An 18587-nucleotide genomic window follows, 5' to 3' on the forward strand; every position below is an offset into this window, starting at 1 on the left:
AAAGTCATTCCCCAAACTGGAATACTCAATTGATATCACCATCCTAACTCGTTAACCCCTATGAAGAGTGTAACAAATAATTGTCATTCACTCTCTGCTGATAATTGAAATTCCTTTATTCAACTAACCTGCCCGTTACTTGAATAAAAAAAGCGATCTTCGTTATTGAAGAATCGCACCCATTAGTTCAACAAGAAAAAACGTTTCTCCTTCTGGAAGAAACGCCTATTTCTGTGTATAGTGTAATTGATAATCTTTGTATGGATATGGGTTTGCGTTTTTTTAAAAGGAGACGGAATAGTCCTTGATTGCCTCTCTTCCAACAGATTTATTATCTCAATCCCCTAATTTTTTTTCGGTTTTGGTTAAGAATTTTTCCAATGCTTCACTGCTATCAATATTCATACGTTCAGCCAAAATAATCAACCACCACATGCATTCACCAATCTTATGTTCAAGTTCAGATGCAGTTTCCCCATCTGTTGGCCAACGACCTTGTTGAGACATTGTTAGACGACCGATCAAACCAGCATCTGTCAGGAAAGCTAACGCATCTTCTTCAACTGTCCATTCTTTTTCATGATACTGTCGTTCTAAACGATGGTAGACTTTTCTTAATTGTATAGAACGTTCAACGAATGCACTAAAATTCGTATTTTTCATTTTGATTCCTTTCTTTTATAGCCATTTATTGTTCAACTGTTAGCAAATTGGTAAGAGCTTCTTTTATCTCTAAAAAAACATACGTTCTCATTCGTATTGTAACCTTAATCTAAAAGAAAACACAACAATAATCTCCTCAACTATTCTGCCTCGTTAGTGCAATAAGTACAGCTTTATAAATATGTATAAATATTTGTGTGCATACAATTCCTCTCTGAGTAATGAAATGACCATCCATTAATTACTAAATTGACTTTTTCAATATATTAGGGAAATTTAATAATAAAACCTTAAATTTATAACTTCGGTCTAAATTTAAGGTTTACCCAATATTTTATAAAAGGGTGATGAATACTTTTACAAAAAAGTATCTTGGCCTCTCTATTGTGAATAAATTCTAATAATAAGGAGAGTACAAAAGATGGTTACAATTCATTTTTTTGAAAATAAATCTATAGTATTAAGTCAGCTGCTAAAACATATTCCTTCTGTGGATGAGGATATAAAAATTAAAGGTCGCAAAGGAAAAGTTTTAAGTGTTAAGAAAATTGAAGAAAACATAGTTCATGTACATGTAATTTTTGAACAAGTTAATAAAAATCAACCAATATCAAAAGATACTAAAAAGAAAAAACGATAATTTATTAAAATTCCTCTTATCTTTGTAGAATAAATATAAAAAGCCCCACCTTACAGAAATGTAAAGTGGGCACAGCAACGAGAAATTTGTGATATTTTCACACTGCCGTTTTCATATTCATTTTGCTTCTGTTTCATATGTTCGAAAAATAAATATTCTTCCATTTTTATAAATACGATCAATTTAACTTTTAACGATTTCATGTAGCAATTAGGACCCGATTTTTCAAAAAAAACACATAGCACGTCATTCCAAGTCAAAAAAGGTATGAGAAAGATCTCATACCTTTTATTTAAAAGTTACAAGCCAATTGAGTGTTTTGTCACCAAAGTCTGTTAGCGTATAAACGAAGTTTTGTTTTTGCCATTTTGCAAAGCTACCTTTATGTTCTGCATCAATATGCAAATGCCCATACTGCTTTGGAATTGGCATCATATGCGTTTCCAAAAATTCTACAGTTTCTTTTGCTGTCGCTAAGCTTGCTTCTGATTTTTCTGTTGTTGAACGTGCGATGATGGCCCAGCGTCCTTCATTCCAACTTGTAAATAATGAGCCCGCTCCTGCATCTTGATACCCAGTTATGCCATGGCCTAAATTAACAGTTTCACCATCAGCGAAAATGCTTTTATCTATTTCTTCACTTGCAGCTTCTGCCGTTGCATATTTATTAATTACTAAATGTCCAATCAATTGCCCAGTTTCTTTTATATTCGGATCGTTTAAAGCTAGTTCTTTATCTGTTTCATAAAATTCAAAAGTTACTACATCTTGTTGTAAAGATGCAATAGCAGTTAAATATTTTCCTTGTGTGACAGAAAAATCTGTAGGTAACGTAATGTCCCATTCACTCGGAATAATGCTTTGGAAATTTATTGGTTCTGAATCGTTTTCACTTGTTTCATTTTTATTTGTTTCAACGTGTTCTTCATTTTCTGTCCCTTGTTCTTCCGTCTGACCATGATATGTTTCAACATCGTCTACTATTTGTTCTTGATTTTGCGTTTGCAACTTTGTTTCGTCTTTATTTCCACAAGCAGTCATTACCACAATAATAAAAGTTAGTATTAGTAGCTTTTTCATCGCATTTCCTCTTTTCTTTTTTATTCTTCCCTTTTAGTTTATGACAAATATTCTTCCCTTTCATTATTTTTAGAAAACTTATTTTCACTCTTACTACAATCGTTTCTTTAACTACTGAGAAGTTCTCCTTAAAATCGATAAAACTTTTTAGAGCTACACTTAGGTTAATGCAATAAGTATTTCTTCACAAGTTTGTATAAAAATTAGAGATTATACAATAACTCACTTTTAAAATATTCATAAAGCATTAGAAACATACTGCCAAAACATATATCAATTAAATGCTAGTAAAAGTAATTGGACAATGAAGTATTGATAAGTATTCCGTTATTATATGAGCCTCAATTGTATTTAGTAGTACTTGACTAGCAAAGGATTACAGCAACCTTTGGGGCATATACCGTACAAATAAACGGTATACTAAATTTTTAGTGGATTTGCTTTGAAACCATTTCCATCTGGTCAAAATATCTCTAGAAAAGGTTACGGAAAATATATATAAATGATTAAATTATTATATAGGTATATTTAAATATAGATAAAATGCCAAAAATTACGGGTAATTACTGATAATAAAATATATCAATATACTTTTTGATTGGTTGGATTACATATGCTGTTGAATCCGTTATGATAATAACTGTTGTGCATAAATGACAGTTTTGGTTTTTTTATTTGCCATTTGAATGTTCTTCGATAGTCTCTGATTATAGCATCTGCGTTTCTTCATCATTCACTCCTATTTGAAAGCTATCTTCGTAGTCCACATGAATATACTTCACAACTATTAATTAATCAAGGCTAACATAAACCTTTCAAAAAAAGAAATTCATTCATTCTTCTTCACTACCAAGCAGAAACTTTTTGGAATAATTTACAAAAATACTAAGGGGCCACTGTAATGAAATGAATGACCAATGGTATTAAAAAAGAAAACTAATTTCGTCTGAGAGCGAATCTCAGACATTAGGAAAATAGATATTTTTGTGAAAGAATCCCTATATAGAACGAATATTCTATGTTAGAATAGAAGTAAAGATAATTAGATCTTATCTTTACTATACATAATAAAATTATGATAAATCTAATACATATAGGAGACTAACTAATGAATGATTTAACCCTTCTTGATCATTTGACGAGTGAGCACTATTTAACGCAGTTGCAAAATAAATTAGAGCATCGACACTTACTCGATGAACATCGAAATCTTTCTCTTTCGGATAGTTCTGAGCAAGATTTTTTGGAATTATTTTTTTCAGAAAAAATATTTACTCCAGATAAGTCGCTGTCCCCCCACACGATAAGAGCTTACCGTTCGGATGCCAAAACGTTACTACAATTTTTAATGGAGCATTCCCTGACTTTTCGAAATATAGGTTTTCCAGAAGTAAAAGCTTACAATAAATATATTAAAGAAAAGTATGCCTCTAAATCTGCTATAAGAAAACTAGAGTTTTTTCGAAGACTATTAGACTTTGGATATGAAACGCAATTTTACAAAGCACTTCTTTCCACTTGGATCTCCAAGCCAACATCTAAAAAAGGACACTATATAATAGAAGAAACTCGTTCAGCAGCGGAGCAAACTCGGGTCCAAGTCAGAGAATTGAATCAGAAAGATGCGGAATATCTGATTTCCTGCTTCCCTAAAATTGTAAAAGCAAATACGAATCGTGAACAGTTGGAAAAACGTAATTTATTGATTGGCTATCTTCTCTATACCACGGGTCTTCGTGCCAGTGAGCTAGTAAGTTTGAATTGGGGCAGTTTTCGTTACAATCGTCAAGGTCATTTATATGCGGATGTGATTGGTAAAGGGAAAAAACCGCGATCCATTCCCGTCAAAGAAGAGACTATAGAGCTACTATTCGATTATCGCAAAAGTCTTGGAGAATCTGTTGAGATAAATCAAGAGGATGTCAGCCCGCTATTTTTCGCTTTATATAATAAGAAAGAACCATGTAAACATAAAAAACGGTTAACCTATCCAAGCCTTTATAAGATTGTCAAGGAAGCCGTTCATTTGGCAGGAAAAAATTCTAAAGTCTCACCTCACTGGTTTCGACATACCTTTGTCACGATGTTACTTGAAAATGATGTTCCGCTTGCTGTGGTTAAGGATTGGGCCGGTCATTCTGATATTTCTACCACAAATATATACTTGGAACGTGTGAATCAGGATAATACGTATATTCATTTAAATAAAGTGAATGTGTTTAAGTGACTGATTAATAAATTCCCCGCAAACCTTACAATGTGGGGAATTTGCATTGACTTTGAAGTCTATGGATATAAGTCTGGTACATAGGTCATAATGCATGAGATTATACAAAATAGGAAGATACTTTTCACAATATTCACGTCTAGAACAAAATTAATGAGTAGTATGCAAAATTAAATTTAATTTCGTCTGAGAGAGAATCTAAAGCATACTAACTCGCTGTTTTCTTGGTCTACACTACGTTTTAATAGAATTCCAACATATTACTGACCACAATCGCTTAATAATTTTAAATGGTGTGTTAACGTTGCATTCCCTTGAATATCTAACTTATTAGTCATTACTGCACAAGCTATTTTTGGTTCAAAAGCTAATTACATGGATGGCTATAACAAGGTGTTTTAATTCGATAGCGCGACCACCAATTTGGTGGTCTTTTCAATGTACGAAAATAACTATAATCATACATTTCCCCCCTTCTTTAACGAACTGGTTCAACAACCCTTTGATCTTCCACAAACGGGCCATATTATTGAATAAGTAGATATTTTTGAAAGAGGTTAAAAAGTGACTTTAAAATGATCTAATTTTTAATGTTTGATAAATAATAACGAAAGGTGAGCAAACCCGTCTACAACCTTTAAAAGAATTCTGTTTCACCACAGATTATGTAAGAAAATATCGTTCTTACATGATAGAAGAAAGCATGCAGTTTAAACCCGCTCCTGTGTAATCACTAAATGTTTGAAAGTTTTCATAGTTCTAATGCTTCTTCCGTTACTCTTTGAGAATACAATTCCGTTGTTTCATTTTAGGTAATATTGTTTTTAGCTCAATTAAGTCATCTATTATTAAATCAGCCTGAGCGAGTTCATCTTCCTGTGCAAAATCAAAATTACATCCAATTGCAATTAAACCATTATCTTTGGCCGCATTAATATCAGATAGACGGTCTCCGACTACAGCTGCTTTTTTTATATCATATTTTTTTATAATTGTTTTAACTAAATCTCCTTTATCGAGTGTTTGAATTTGTTGAATACTAAATGTTTCAGTAACCCAATTATCCAAATTATAATAACTCACAATTGCTTTTAAATATTCCGTTAAACCATTACTAGCTATGTAAATGGAACAATTATTCTCTTTTAAATAACTGAAAACTTCCTTTACATGAGGATATAAGGCACCTTTCCCACTTCTTATGTTTTCAACTAATCTATCCAGAAAATAATCATCCGTTTGATCCCTTACTTCATTGGAATGGTTAGGCAACAAAACTTCCCATACTTTCGGTAAAGGTACACCCATAATTTCACGGTATTTATCAATAGGGGTTACTGTATCCCATATATTTAGTGACCGTAAATGGTTAAAAGTATCATCAAGTGATAATTCTAAAATTTTATCTGTTTGAAATAAAGTTCCATCCATATCAAAAATCAGTGATTGTAACATTGCTTTCTCTCCCTTTCTCTCATTGCTAAATAACTTCTAATAAAGTGTAACATATAGGCAGAATCACTTAACCATTTCCTTAGGTTTGTCCCCTCCACATCCCATTGCTCTAGCTATCGTCAATCCATCTTTCGTTCTTTCGCTTAATGATATCGCGTTTTAATTCAGTTATGCTGGCCAGCGATCTGAAGAAAGATCTTCCTTTAGCCGTTGATATGCCTGATTGAAGATTTATAAACATTTACCAATAAAACATCATTTGGTCTCAACCCTAACTCTTCCGTACAAATAACCCCAAATAATAAACTTTTAATATTGAATAGTTTACAATATTATTAGATAGAAAGCATTTCGATATAATAAAAAATATCCATGAGTGCCTACACGCAACCAAACGTTGAAAAAGGTTTAGGTTCTCCAATTGTATCACCTTATAAAGGTGGCGGCGCGGAGCTGGTTTTGCGAAGCCCCGCCCCTTTTTCACAGAAAAGAGGAAAGGAAGAATTGTGCCTTACATGAATAATAAAAATGCGGAAAGAAGATCATTTTTTCAATGGATTCATTTTTTAATTCCTTATTTATACACTACGGGAATTGTTCTGATTATAATATGGATGACGGTTGCCTCCCTTCTAATTGGCATTAAGACTATCAATGAGAATCCAGAGAAACTCTTTTTACAGTCAGAAAAGAATGTATCCTCTGTACATAATCCTTCTAATACACCGTCTTTAAAAAGCGATGAAACAAAATCGGACGTTATAGCAGTTGAAAATTCTTTAAGCAGCAATACTCAAGAGAAGGAAACGTGGTTAAATATTTTAGTTAAACCTATTGTAGAATCAAACTTTAATAAAATTATCTTTCGAGGCCTCTTTTTACTTTTAATTTGGATGCTTTTATTTTTGATCATTCCTGTTGCCTTTAAGCGCCTAAAACGATTTAAGTTTTTCAATATGGAATTTGAGGTAGATGATATTGAACAAGCAGCAATTGAAACTGTTGAAATCAGCGGAACTAAAGCTAAACTAATGGCCTATTTAGCTAGTGATCATGCAGCTGGAAGAACACTAGACTATTTAAATGATTCAATGATTGATTTTAAAGAGGTATTAGACTATTTTTTAGCAGAGATTCAAGCGGGATACAAAAACCACCCACTACATGCTACGTTTTCATATAGTGTATACAATGGATCTGTACCTGAGGAGTTAAATGAATTAGTCGAAGAAACTAAAGAAACAGGGGAATCTGCAATTTTCAACAAAAATGATCAAGATAACTTATTTAAAAAGAATTATCTTGTTTTCTATTTTTGTTACGGCGTAGATGAATATGTTACTGTTATTAGCAGTTATACGTATCCTTTTGACATTTTAGATAGATACCTTTTCGAACTATTACATAATACAATCAGTAAGAATATTGAAAATATCGAGTATATGGTAGCTTTGACAAGCAATGATAGTAACGTTGGAAACGGAACATGAGTCTAGTCTTGACGAATGAAAGGTTATTCATATATCATTGAATAAAGGAGTGATCTATATGGAAAGCGCTAAAACTCCAATTAGAACACAAGATATTAGAGATCGGGCAAAAAGAAAATTGGGTGAAACAAGTACTAATCGAACTAATAAAGTAAAAATAACTGGTAGTATAGTTAGACCCATTCATGTTAGTAAAACGGATCCCTTAGTAATAAGAATGACGCAATACAAAAAAATCAACTAATATGAACCTCCCCGTTTGTACAATTAAACGGGGTTTTATTTATTATTTAAATGTTTTGAATGTTTCTTGGCAAGTTCTCGCATAATTGGTGAAGGCCCCACTAAATCAGCTGGTCGTTTTATAGGTAAATACCCAAGATTAATGTCACGTATACTCTTAAATTCCTCCCCTTTTAAATACCTTATATATATCTCAGATATCTTCATAATTTTCCACTCCCGTTCTTAGTAAGCATGATCAAATTTATTATCTTATTATATTCAACCCACTTCCCTTTCTATTCACATTAACAAAGAAAAAGTGGTCAGTTTCCAATGACACATCTTGAAGCTTCTGAACCCTTTTTTGGAGGAGAACGAAAATCATCTCCCCCTTCTCTTTTTACCGCCGTACTCACCGAACTTGAATACTGTAGAGCGTATTTGGGTTAAGGAATACAATAAAAATATATTGAAATATTAAATTTATATGGTTATAATACAATACGGTCTTATATATTTGCTTGTATGTAATTATTAGAAAAATTAATATTTTTTCTAAATAGTAAATTTTAGATATTTCATGGAGGGTTTAATTTGTCTAATAAAGTACCATTTTCATTTATAGTGGTTATTGGTTTAATGTTATTTGCTTTATTCTTTGGGGCAGGAAATTTAATTTTTCCACCAATGCTTGGTCAATCAGCAGGAATAAATATCTGGTCAGCTAATGCAGGATTTTTAGTAACAGGAGTTGGATTACCATTACTTGGTGTGTTAGCACTTGGTTTTTCGGGGAAAGATGATTTACAATCATTAGCAAGTCGTGTGCACCCTGTGTTTGGGATTGTATTCACAACGGTTCTTTATTTAGCAATTGGTCCTTTATTTGCTATGCCAAGAACAGGAAATGTTTCTTTTGAGATAGGTGTTAAACCTTTTTTACCTGAAAATTCAGGTTCTGTACCTTTACTTATTTTCACAATTATCTTTTTTAGCATCACGTGTCTTTTTTCGCTCAATCCTGCGAAAATTGTCGAAATTGTAGGGAAGGTTTTAACACCAATTAAGTTAACGTTTATTGGAATCCTAGTAATAGTTGCATTTGTGCATCCTATTGGAGATTTTCAAGCTCCTGTTAAGAATTATACAGTTCAACCGTTTTTTAATGGATTTAGGGAAGGTTATTTAACCATGGACACACTAGCATCTTTTGTCTTTGGCATCATTATCATTCATGCTATTAAAGAAAAAGGGGCAAAAACAAAAAAACAAATTATGATTGTTTGTGGAAAAGCAACTGGTATTGCTGCCATTATCCTAGCAACCATTTATTCTGCTCTTTCTTACATGGGTGCTTCAAGTGTAGAAAAACTTGGACATTTAGATAACGGAGGTGCTATCCTAGCAAAAGTTTCGGATTACTATTTTGGTGCTTATGGTGGGATATTATTAGGATTAATGATTACAGTAGCTTGTTTAACAACGAGCGTAGGACTAGTTTCATCTTGTTCTTCTTTCTTCCATAAACTGTTTCCAAAGGTATCTTACAAAACCATTGCGATTAGTTTATCTATTTTTAGTGCAATAGTTGCTAATATTGGGTTGACACAATTAATTGCTATTTCTGTCCCTGTATTAACAGCGATTTATCCTTTAGCTATAGTATTAATTTTCTTAACATTTTTTCATTCTTTATTTAAAGGGAAAGCTGAAGTTTATCAAGGTAGTTTACTTTTAACATTTATTATTAGTTTATTTGATGGATTAAATGGAGCTGGCATACACTTTACGTCCATTGATCATTTCTTTAAGGAAATTCTTCCTATGTATGAGGTAGGACTAGGGTGGATTATTCCTGCGATTGTTGGAGGATTCATTGGGTATGGCAGTAGCATATTACGAGAGAGATTCGGACTTGATCACCAACTAGATTAATTAACTAAATAATCTAGTATTAAAAGCGGCCAAGTGATTGAAAGGTAACCTATTTTTTACACAGTTTAAAAAAGACCTTTAAAAGTACCCTATAGATTAGACGCTTAAAAAAGTCTATCTTTAGGGTACTTTTTTGTACTTCTGCAAAAAAGATGTGCGTTACAGTAGGTTTTTGTTAAAGGTCAAATCTACTTTTCCCTTATTATTTAACACATGCATAACCTTTTATGTTATAAGTAAAAAAACAATATGTGGTTACTTTTACCCATAGCCTAACCTATTTTACTTCAAGAAAAGACTAGTTGTTGTAACACTTCCCTACCCGAATGAAATTAAGTAAGATTCATCTAATTGTTGTAGTGGTAATGAACAACTGACAATAGAGACAAGAATCTTCCTTCAGGAAAGAATATGGCATACAGAGTTCACGGGATGAATGGTCAAATTCAAAAGGAAGAAGACTTTAAGAAGTGCGACCTAAAATGAAAATGAGTGCTAATCTATGTTATAGGAAAATATCATTTTAGTTAAATAACTATGTTTCTATACTGTTGTCAACATCGGTGCTAAAATACCCGGTTTCAACTGACTTAACCTTTTTAAAAATCATATTCCGCATCTTTTGCTTGGCGAATGTTCGAGTATGCTTGAACAAGTAAAACTGTGTCTTCCACTAAACGCTCCATACGGAAAAGGATATCATCATTGATTATTTCTTTTCGTTGGAAATCCTTCTCTTCGATAAATACGTAGGTTTGGATAATATGTGCCTTCATATAAGCTAAAATTGGTTTTAACTGTTGTTCCACCATTAAATAATGCTTAGCAGTTCCAGCTGTAACAAGCATACTCACTACTTTATCTCGGAAAGCGTTGATTGGTAATAAATCAAAAATATTTTTTAATGTCGCTGGAATAGATGCTTGAAATACGGGTGTACCGATAATAATCGCATCTGCTGCCATTATAGTTTCTGTTACATACTTAGTATCCCCTTCGTACTCCCAATAATTTCGTCCATCACTAAACACCAATTCATATTCTGCAAGGTCTATTAATGTGATTTCTGCATTCGGATAGTTTTTACCTGCTAATTTTAATGTATAATCCATTGCTGTTCGTGTCTTAGAGCCTACATTAGAACCTGAGATTCCTACAATTTTCATCCTAATCATTCCTTATTTTTTAGCTGTATGTTTCTTAATTGCTGGCATAATTTCTCTTGCAATCAGTTCAATATTTTTTGCAATCTTATCGAATGGCACACCACCAAAATCGATCTGTGCCATAAAGCGTTGTTGACCAAATAATTCGTATTGGTAGAGCATTTTTTCAATAATTTGTTGTGGACTACCAATCATTAATGCATCACGATAATCTGTAGATTGCGCAAATTGTTGTTTTGGATAGCCACCTCCACGTAATGCCTGCATACCAGAATTAGCGTGTGGATAGTATTCACGAAGTGCATCCTGTGAATTTTCTGCTGTATAAAATAAACTCGTTGTTGCGATTGGTAATGTTGCTGGATCAAAACCGCTTCGCTCCGCTGCCTCACGATATGCTTCAACTGAGACCTTGAAGTTAATAGCAGGACCACCAAGTGTTGTCAACATCATCGGTACACCTGCATAACCAGCCTTGATCGCACTTGCAGGTGGTCCACCTACCGCACGCCAAATTGGCATCTGACCATTTTGAGGTTGTGGCAAAATAGATGCATTCTTCAAAGGAGCGCGGAATTGACCTTCCCACGTTACTTTTTCCTCGTTATTTAACTTTATCAGAAGCTCCATTTTTTCTTCAAATAATTCTTCATAATCATGTACATCAAAACCTAGTAAACTATAAGCTCCAACACGTGAACCACGCCCAGCAACAATTTCAGCTCGACCTTTTGAGATCAAATCAAGTGTGGAAAAATCTTCATACACTCGTACAGGATCGGATGTACTTAACACCGTTGCTGAACTGGCAATTTTAATATTTGTTGTAGCTTGAGCGATGGCCCCTAAAATGACCGTATGCGCTTGTGTTGTAAAAAACGTTTGATGGCTTTCACCAACAGCAAATACGTCAAGTCCTGCTTGATCAGCTAGCTTACTTGCCTCAATTAATTCCTGAATCCGCTGCTCAGCACTAATCATTGAGCCTGTATGTGGATTAGGTAAATGATCCCCAATTGAATATAAACCGAATTCAAGTCCTTTTTCTGTATCAATACGATATTGCTTCATGTTTGCTCTCTCCTTTTAATCAAGTGGTGTTAATTTTGCTTCAATTTCAGCACGTCGTTCTTCTAAAAATGGTGGTAAATCTAAAGTTTTACCAAGTTCTTCGACCGTCGAATCGGCGGTAAATCCAGGACCATCTGTCGCAATTTCAAATAAAATACCGTTTGCTTCACGGAAATAGAGACTTTGGAAATAGAAACGATCCACAACCCCAGTTGATTGGAAACCACGTTCTTTAACGATCTCATCCCAATAGCGCAGCTCTTCTTCATCTTTCACACGAATGGCTAAATGATGAATACTTCCTCTTCCAGGTTTTTCACTTGGCCCAACTTTTTGTTTGACGACAATCTCTCCGAATGACTGACCAGCAACCGATTGATAAATGGCTTCGTTGTCCGACCGAGATACTTCTACATAACCAAACATGTCCTCTAATGTTTTCGCTAAACGTTCTAAGTAACGCACTGTGATTTCAATTGTTCCGATTCCTAAAATGCGATTGTTTCGCGTGATGATGGAGCCTTCCCATCCAGACCATTGTTCAGGAACCTTCTCACCGTTATTATTTAACAAAACCATTCGTAAGCCTTCTGAATCTTCAAAATGTAAAGCATCTCGACCGGCATATGTCGTTAATTCACCATGCTTTACATCTAATGACTCGAAACGTTTTTTCCAAAATATAAGACTGTCAAATGACGGAACTAGTAAACCAATTTGTGTAATTGCGTTTGTGCCACGAACTGTTCTTCCTACAATGGGCATTTCAAAAAATGACAGCTCTGTTCCCGTACTACCTGTTAAATCTCCATAAAATAAGTGATACATAGTAGGAGTATCTTGGTTCACCGTTTTTTTCACTCGGCGTAGCCCTAATACATTTTGATAAAAATCATGATTCATTTGTGCATTTTTTGTAAGCATCGAAACATGATGATGTCCAGAAATTGTATACATGTTTATTCCTCCTTTTATAACTTGACTAATCAAATGATACTGTAAAAAAATTACTCAGGCGGTAATTCTCTTTTTTGGCTATATTTATGGACACGTGTCATTAAAGTATATAGTGTTTTTTGTTCTTCTTCGTTTAATATATCGTCAAAAAATGACGATTGAAAGGCAAGTTGTTCAGGCATTGCTTGTTCTAAAATAGTTTCCGCTTTCTCTGTGAGGCTAATCGTTTTTGTTTTCCAGTCTTGCTTACGTACAATATAACCTTCTTTTTCAAGACGTACGAGCATACGCGAAATACCACCTTGAGTTACTGTCACTTTCTCGGCTAACTCCATTTGCGTGAGTGGCTGATAAATGCGAATTTGCATGAGAACATCAAATTGAGCAGTCGTTAGATCAAATCGTTTTAAGAAGTCATTCGATATTTGGTTACTTTGATTCGTAAACCGCATTAAACGTAACCAAATTAATGAACCTAGCGTATTATTCCGCATTTTATTTCCCTTCTCTTCGTTAATTTTCTTATCACTTTACTACTCAAATGATAAGAAAGCAAGCAAAAAATCTCAAAAAGGTTAATAATATGGACATGGATGTTGAAGTTCTAATAAGAGATAATATAACAGTAATGACACTTTACCTATGGAGGGTTAATTTTTATTGATGGAACTGCTATACTACTAAATAGTAGTAATACATATTTAGATATTAAATTTTAATTATTAACATGAGTACTATTAAAATTAGCTTATGATATGGTTGAAGTACTCGTACATTATTTAAGGATGAGGGAATTTAATGACAACAAAAACAAAATCAAAATCATCGAGAAAAATTGCTAGGTATTCACTAATTATTATGGGGGGAGGATTTATTGCAACTGCCCCTTTTCAAGGTTCATTTTGGGTAGAATTATTACATGGAGGATTTGAAGCGGGGCTTGTTGGTGGATTAGCCGATTGGTTTGCTGTTACTGCACTATTTCGCCATCCGCTTGGAATACCAATCCCTCATACTGCACTGCTACCCAATAATCGAAAAAGAATGACAAATGGGCTTGTTTCGATGTTGAAAAATGACTGGCTTTCGAAGGAAAGTATTCAGGAAAAAATAAAACAAATTCCTTTAACAGAAAAGCTGATCGCCATTTTAGGTAAGCAGATACACACAGATAAGTTTAGAGAAGGGATTATTAAGCTGATCACGAAATTGATTGGATATATAGAAATTGAAAAGATTACTCCTTTCGTTAAAAGACAAATCATATCGACTCTTTCTAAGATGGAAATAAGCAAATTAATTCAACTTGTAAGTTCACAACTGCTTAACGAACAGTTTGATAAAAAAGCTTTGGATCATATTTTGAAAAAAGCGGATTCTTGGTTAAAAAAAGAACAAACTAGTCACCGATTAGGAACAGTTTCCATGAATGTACTCAGCAAAATTGAAGCAGATGGTATGCTTCAATTTGCACTTAAATCCATTCAAAGTCTGCTTACCGAGGAAAAACTCGGCAATATCGTGCAGAACCTTTTATTAAGTGTGATAAAGAGTTTGCAAAATGAGAAAGAGCCGAATCGAGAAGCTTTAATCTTATATATCCGAAACGAGATACAAGGTATTAACGATAATAAGGACGTATTAGTAAATATTGAAAAATGGAAAGGTCAACTTCTAGATAAATGGGAACCTGATCAAACAATAACCGAGGGTCTTCAACAAATTCAAAAAAATGTAATAGATCTCGTAGCAGATCATGATTTTATTGATATGCATCTTATTCCATTAATGAATCGCATACTAGACAATATGAAAGAAAATAGCGCGGACATTGATAATTGGATACAAAAACAAATAATAGTTCTCGTTGAAGATAATCATGAACAAATTGGTAATCTTGTGCAAGAGAATTTAGATAAGTTAGACAATGATACACTGATTGATATGATGGAAAATAATATTGGAAAAGATTTGCAGTGGATTCGCGTGAACGGAGCAGTTTGTGGTTTTATAATAGGGATTTTCCTAACAGGTGTACAAGCTTTGTTTTAGGTTAGCATAATTCCCTTAAAATATTCATATCTAAAAAAAGAGCCAATTGGCTCTTTTTTAGATTAATCCTTCACGATTCCTGTTCTCAAATTATTTACACCAAATTCTAAATAGCCCTTTAAACAGGTCAACATAAAAACCCAACCTTCTTTATTGTCAACTAGTTTATGTACTAGCTCATCATCATTTTCATTAAATCCTTGTTCGTTCACTTCAATAATTGTATGCGAATGATCCAATTCATTCAGCGTTATTGTAACAGTATGTTCGTCCTCATTTAATCCCCATTTGAAGGCGATTTTCTTACTTAGTTCGACTTCTATGACTTTAATATCCAGTTCTGCCTCGTATTCAGCGTACTTTAACGTAACCGTCTTACCTTGTTCCCATTTTTCAGAGCTTGACGAGAAACAAAAATTGCCGATTTTGAAGGGTCTACGAAAGCTTCAAATATTTCATCAGCTGGTTTTAATATTTTAAATTTTGTAATGTTGTACATATACGATATTCCCCCTCTTTCGATTTATTTAATATTTTAATATCTCACATGAAGTATACCTTATACTTCCTTCTTTTAAATAATGATAAAATCTCGTTCTTACAGTGATTATTTTTAACATCTTTCCGAAAGAATTCCCCTTCCTAAAAGCCTGTGAAGGGTGAAACCCAAGGGTAGGAAAGGGATGAATTTCGGTTGGCGTTAGCCAAATGCTTTTATTTTAAGAACAAATGTTCTATACTAGAGTCAGATACAGTAAGGGAGGTGATGGCCGTGTTGATCAATCAAAAATATGAGATTTTCCCAACAGATGAACAAAAGGAAAGGTTAGACCGTTGGTTACAATACTGCCGTCAAACCTATAATTCTGCCCTTTTAGATAAAGAACGTAAATATAGACAAAACAAAGAAAACTACAACCGTTACGATATGCAAAGACAACAAACCTTGGATAAAAAGAAGTACCCGTTTCTAAAAGAAGTTCCTTCTCAACCTTTGCAGGAAGTTTTTGTGCGATAAAAAAAGGCGTTTGATGGTTTCTTTCGCAAGGATACAAAATACTCAAAACAGAAAACATACAAAGAGTATACGAGTATGACATTTCCTCAATTTGGGATCAATGTAAAAGGCAACAGAATGGCGATGTCTTTTTCTGATAAAGAAAAGTTATTCAATACAAAACTAGGTGAAATAGACATTCTACTTCATAGACCATTAGAAGGAACAATCAAACAACTTGTCATCAAGCGTCAAGGAAAAAGATGGTATGCTATTTTCTGTGTCGAAAGACAAGTGATACCAGCTATTATTGATTCAAATCATGCAGTAGGAATTGACGTGGGACTCAATAAATATGCAGTTCTCTCCAATGGTTCAGAGTACGATAATCCTAGATTTCTTCGTAAAAAAGAAAAGCAATTAAAGAAAGCACAACGAAAACTTTCTAAAAAGAAAAAGGGTTCCGCTAACTATATGAAACAAGTGCAACAAGTTCGGCAATTTCATGGGAAAGTAGCGAATCAACGAAAAGATTTTCTTCACAAACTAAGCTACAACTTAGTGAAAAACTATTCGGTGATCGCTGTGGAAAATCTAAATATCCGAAATATGATCAGAAATAGAAAGTTATCTAAGTCTATATCTGATGCTGGTTGGGGGATGTTCCGAAACATGCTTGCTTATAAATGTGAAAAAAATGGCGGCGTACTAATCAAGGTAGAACCAAAATTCACTTCACAAGACTGCTCTTGTTGTAACAATCGAGTAAAAAAGTCTCTTTCTATTCGTACTCACATTTGCACGAAATGTGGAACGGTGCTTGATAGAGACTATAACGCTGCCATAAATATTCTACAAAAAGCTATAGATGAAATGCTTGTGACAAACTAAAATACCAAGAACTGTAGGGCAAGGTTGTGTCCGAACAGTATAATCTACGCCTGTGGAGATTGTGTAAGACATATTGGGAAACCCCACTATGCTACGGTTGATGAATCAGGAAGCCCCTTCTTCAAACAACCCGAAAAGGTGTTAAGGAGGGGTCATTCACGAGCCCAACTCTTCTGTTCGAATAATTCGTAACCTTTCCTTTTCAGATTTATCTTTGAAAAACGATAAATATAGAACCATAAATAATATAAGGCTAGCGCCTAAAAATTGATAAGTTCCGAATGGGATGTGTAGCCACAAGACTGAAGTGATTATGGCTGTTAAAGGTTCTAAACTACCTAATAAAGTCGTTTCTTGCGGTTTTAAGTATTTAAGACTTTCAATGTAAAACCAAAAAGCAATCATCGTTCCAAAGAAAATGACAAACCCTAAATATAAATATGTCTCAAGTGCCCAATTACTAGTGTCAACTGACCAAGGAGGCTGTATGATACTCATTCCAATTCCACCTATAATCATTGCCCAGCCAATAACGTTCAGTGAACCCCACTTTTTCAATAACACCCCTGCATATAAAGTATAGAAGTATAGAAGGCAAGAGCAATACCTGATAGTATTCCCCATATGACAGAAGATACAGGCACCGAAAGACTAGCTAATGATCCATTCGTTAACAATAAAAATGTACCTGATAAAGCTAAAACTACCGCAAATAGATCTCTAGCTTTCAATTTGCTTACTTTAGCCAAAACTAGATAAAGAATAATAAAAACAGGAGCTAAATATTGTAATAATGTTGCGACTGCTGCATTCCCTAACTGAATGGAAGCCATATATGTGTATTGAACGGCAAGCATCCCTAATAAGCCGAATATCACGATTTGTATCCTTGCTGTTTTATCTGACCATATCTTTAAAACTTGCTTTCGATCTCTTATGAATGATAAAACAAGCAGTAGAATGCCTGCTATTAATAAGCGAATGGATACAAGCCATTCAACTGTTATACTTTCTTGTTGAAATAAGCGTTGTGCTACCGTACCTCCAATTCCCCAAAAACTTGCGCCCAGTATGACGAATATAAATCCGGGCCATCGCAGTTGATTATCCATAAACCATCCCCCTCAATCTGCTTCATACGTTATAAACTGTTCTTCCAGTTATTTTGTATGGATTATTTTGATATACATAGATACCTACTCTTTTTTCTTGTATAGATTTTGATTGTTTTATTCGATAAGTGGTCAATATTCAGAATAAAATAATAAGAGTTGGTAGTTACCCAATTTGTACAGCTACTTAAAATTCGAACCTTGTCGACTTACTATGCAATTTTGAAGATGAAAAAGCAGTAGAAAAGTTAAAGTTTTCATTATTAATTATATTAATATATTAAAAATTGACTAATATTATAAAAATAACGGGTTATCACTTTGTGTATGTTATATCAAAATAATATAATCACCTTATCTACTGTCTAAGAAACTATCATTTAATACATGCCTCCCACTAGCAAAAACACCACTATTCCTACTGTAAAAATAAACTTTTTCATATTTATCTATCTCCTCCTTCTAACTTGTTAACACTAATCAAGTTGTTCTTGTTTTACGATTTGTTCACACTGTTATATTTCCTTCTCAAATGAAATGGCCTCAATTCCTAAAAGGAATTGAGGCTTCACTAAAATTAATTCAATTGATCATCAAAGAGGTCTTCCATGCTTACTCCCTGTTCA

15 protein-coding genes and 3 pseudogenes are annotated in these 18587 nt (G+C 33.7%); 8 read left to right on the plus strand and 10 right to left on the minus strand.

The genetic code is table 11. The annotated features are described in order from the left end of the window. Window positions 1-336: 336 nt before the first annotated feature. Window positions 337-663 carry a MazG-like protein gene (locus AC1MGI_RS15170; protein WP_480345966.1) on the minus strand — a complete coding sequence of 109 codons (327 nt, stop codon included), beginning with the start codon at window positions 661-663 and terminating at the stop codon, window positions 337-339. Between the two features lie 421 nt (window positions 664-1084). Between AC1MGI_RS15170 and AC1MGI_RS15175 the strand changes: the two genes are divergently transcribed. Continuing rightward, window positions 1085-1303 carry a hypothetical protein gene (locus tag AC1MGI_RS15175; RefSeq protein WP_049681469.1) on the plus strand — a complete coding sequence of 73 codons (219 nt, stop codon included), beginning with the start codon at window positions 1085-1087 and terminating at the stop codon, window positions 1301-1303. Between the two features lie 288 nt (window positions 1304-1591). Here AC1MGI_RS15175 and AC1MGI_RS15180 read toward each other — a convergent pair whose 3' ends face one another. Continuing rightward, window positions 1592-2383, minus strand: a complete 792-nt coding sequence (locus AC1MGI_RS15180) for a hypothetical protein (protein ID WP_480345967.1) — start codon at window positions 2381-2383, stop codon at window positions 1592-1594. Between the two features lie 1108 nt (window positions 2384-3491). On the opposite strand from AC1MGI_RS15180, the gene AC1MGI_RS15185 reads away from it, so the two are divergent. After that, the gene (locus AC1MGI_RS15185) at window positions 3492-4610 is read left to right on the plus strand and encodes a tyrosine-type recombinase/integrase (protein WP_480345968.1); all 1119 of its coding nucleotides are present in this window, start codon (window positions 3492-3494) and stop codon (window positions 4608-4610) included. A 774-nt stretch (window positions 4611-5384) separates the two neighbouring features. Here AC1MGI_RS15185 and AC1MGI_RS15190 read toward each other — a convergent pair. Further along, window positions 5385-6065, minus strand: coding sequence for an HAD family hydrolase (locus AC1MGI_RS15190; RefSeq protein ID WP_480345969.1), 681 nt, complete (start codon window positions 6063-6065; stop codon window positions 5385-5387). A 515-nt stretch (window positions 6066-6580) separates the two neighbouring features. Between AC1MGI_RS15190 and AC1MGI_RS15195 the strand changes: the two genes are divergently transcribed. Together AC1MGI_RS15195 and AC1MGI_RS15200 are read left to right on the plus strand one after the other, a co-directional pair. Continuing rightward, window positions 6581-7555: a hypothetical protein gene (locus AC1MGI_RS15195; protein WP_480345970.1), complete on the plus strand. Its 975-nt coding sequence runs from the start codon at window positions 6581-6583 to the stop codon at window positions 7553-7555. A gap of 58 nt (window positions 7556-7613) precedes the next feature. Then, window positions 7614-7799 carry a hypothetical protein gene (locus AC1MGI_RS15200; protein ID WP_480345971.1) on the plus strand — a complete coding sequence of 62 codons (186 nt, stop codon included), beginning with the start codon at window positions 7614-7616 and terminating at the stop codon, window positions 7797-7799. A 35-nt stretch (window positions 7800-7834) separates the two neighbouring features. Here the strand turns inward: AC1MGI_RS15200 and AC1MGI_RS15205 are convergent, their stop codons facing one another. Continuing rightward, entirely contained in the window at window positions 7835-8005 is a 171-nt protein-coding gene (locus tag AC1MGI_RS15205; RefSeq protein WP_480345972.1) for a hypothetical protein, read from the minus strand. 139 nt (window positions 8006-8144) lie between these two features. Here AC1MGI_RS15205 and AC1MGI_RS15210 point away from each other — a divergent pair, with 139 nt between their 5' ends. Continuing rightward, window positions 8145-8261, plus strand: a complete 117-nt coding sequence (locus AC1MGI_RS15210) for a transposase (RefSeq protein ID WP_480345973.1) — start codon at window positions 8145-8147, stop codon at window positions 8259-8261. A gap of 113 nt (window positions 8262-8374) precedes the next feature. Next, complete coding sequence (gene brnQ / locus AC1MGI_RS15215) at window positions 8375-9715, plus strand: branched-chain amino acid transport system II carrier protein (protein ID WP_480345974.1); 1341 nt, start codon at window positions 8375-8377, stop codon at window positions 9713-9715. A gap of 599 nt (window positions 9716-10314) precedes the next feature. On the opposite strand, the gene AC1MGI_RS15220 is transcribed toward brnQ, so the two are convergent. The 4 genes from AC1MGI_RS15220 to AC1MGI_RS15235 are packed head-to-tail and all read right to left on the minus strand — an operon-like array spanning window position 10315 to window position 13403. Beyond that, window positions 10315-10881, minus strand: a complete 567-nt coding sequence (locus tag AC1MGI_RS15220) for an NADPH-dependent FMN reductase (protein WP_480345975.1) — start codon at window positions 10879-10881, stop codon at window positions 10315-10317. Between the two features lie 12 nt (window positions 10882-10893). After that, a complete protein-coding gene (locus AC1MGI_RS15225) occupies window positions 10894-11952 on the minus strand; it encodes an LLM class flavin-dependent oxidoreductase (RefSeq protein WP_480345976.1) in 1059 nt (352 codons plus the stop codon). A gap of 15 nt (window positions 11953-11967) precedes the next feature. After that, window positions 11968-12909, minus strand: a complete 942-nt coding sequence (locus tag AC1MGI_RS15230) for a ring-cleaving dioxygenase (protein ID WP_480345977.1) — start codon at window positions 12907-12909, stop codon at window positions 11968-11970. Between the two features lie 50 nt (window positions 12910-12959). Next, a complete protein-coding gene (locus tag AC1MGI_RS15235; protein ID WP_480345978.1) occupies window positions 12960-13403 on the minus strand; it encodes a MarR family winged helix-turn-helix transcriptional regulator in 444 nt (147 codons plus the stop codon). 304 nt (window positions 13404-13707) lie between these two features. Between AC1MGI_RS15235 and AC1MGI_RS15240 the strand changes: the two genes are divergently transcribed. Continuing rightward, complete coding sequence (locus AC1MGI_RS15240) at window positions 13708-14961, plus strand: DUF445 domain-containing protein (RefSeq protein ID WP_480345979.1); 1254 nt, start codon at window positions 13708-13710, stop codon at window positions 14959-14961. Between the two features lie 62 nt (window positions 14962-15023). On the opposite strand, the pseudogene AC1MGI_RS15245 reads toward AC1MGI_RS15240, so the two are convergent. After that, window positions 15024-15460, minus strand: a pseudogene (locus AC1MGI_RS15245) (SRPBCC family protein). Window positions 15461-15727: 267 nt separating this feature from the next. Between AC1MGI_RS15245 and AC1MGI_RS15250 the strand changes: the two are divergent. Beyond that, window positions 15728-16849 (plus strand): annotated as a pseudogene (locus AC1MGI_RS15250) (RNA-guided endonuclease InsQ/TnpB family protein). A gap of 156 nt (window positions 16850-17005) precedes the next feature. Here the strand turns inward: AC1MGI_RS15250 and AC1MGI_RS15255 are convergent. After that, window positions 17006-17961 (minus strand): annotated as a pseudogene (locus AC1MGI_RS15255) (DMT family transporter). Window positions 17962-18587 lie beyond the last annotated feature (626 nt).

It is taken from the genome of Peribacillus sp. BM1 (assembly GCF_056679975.1).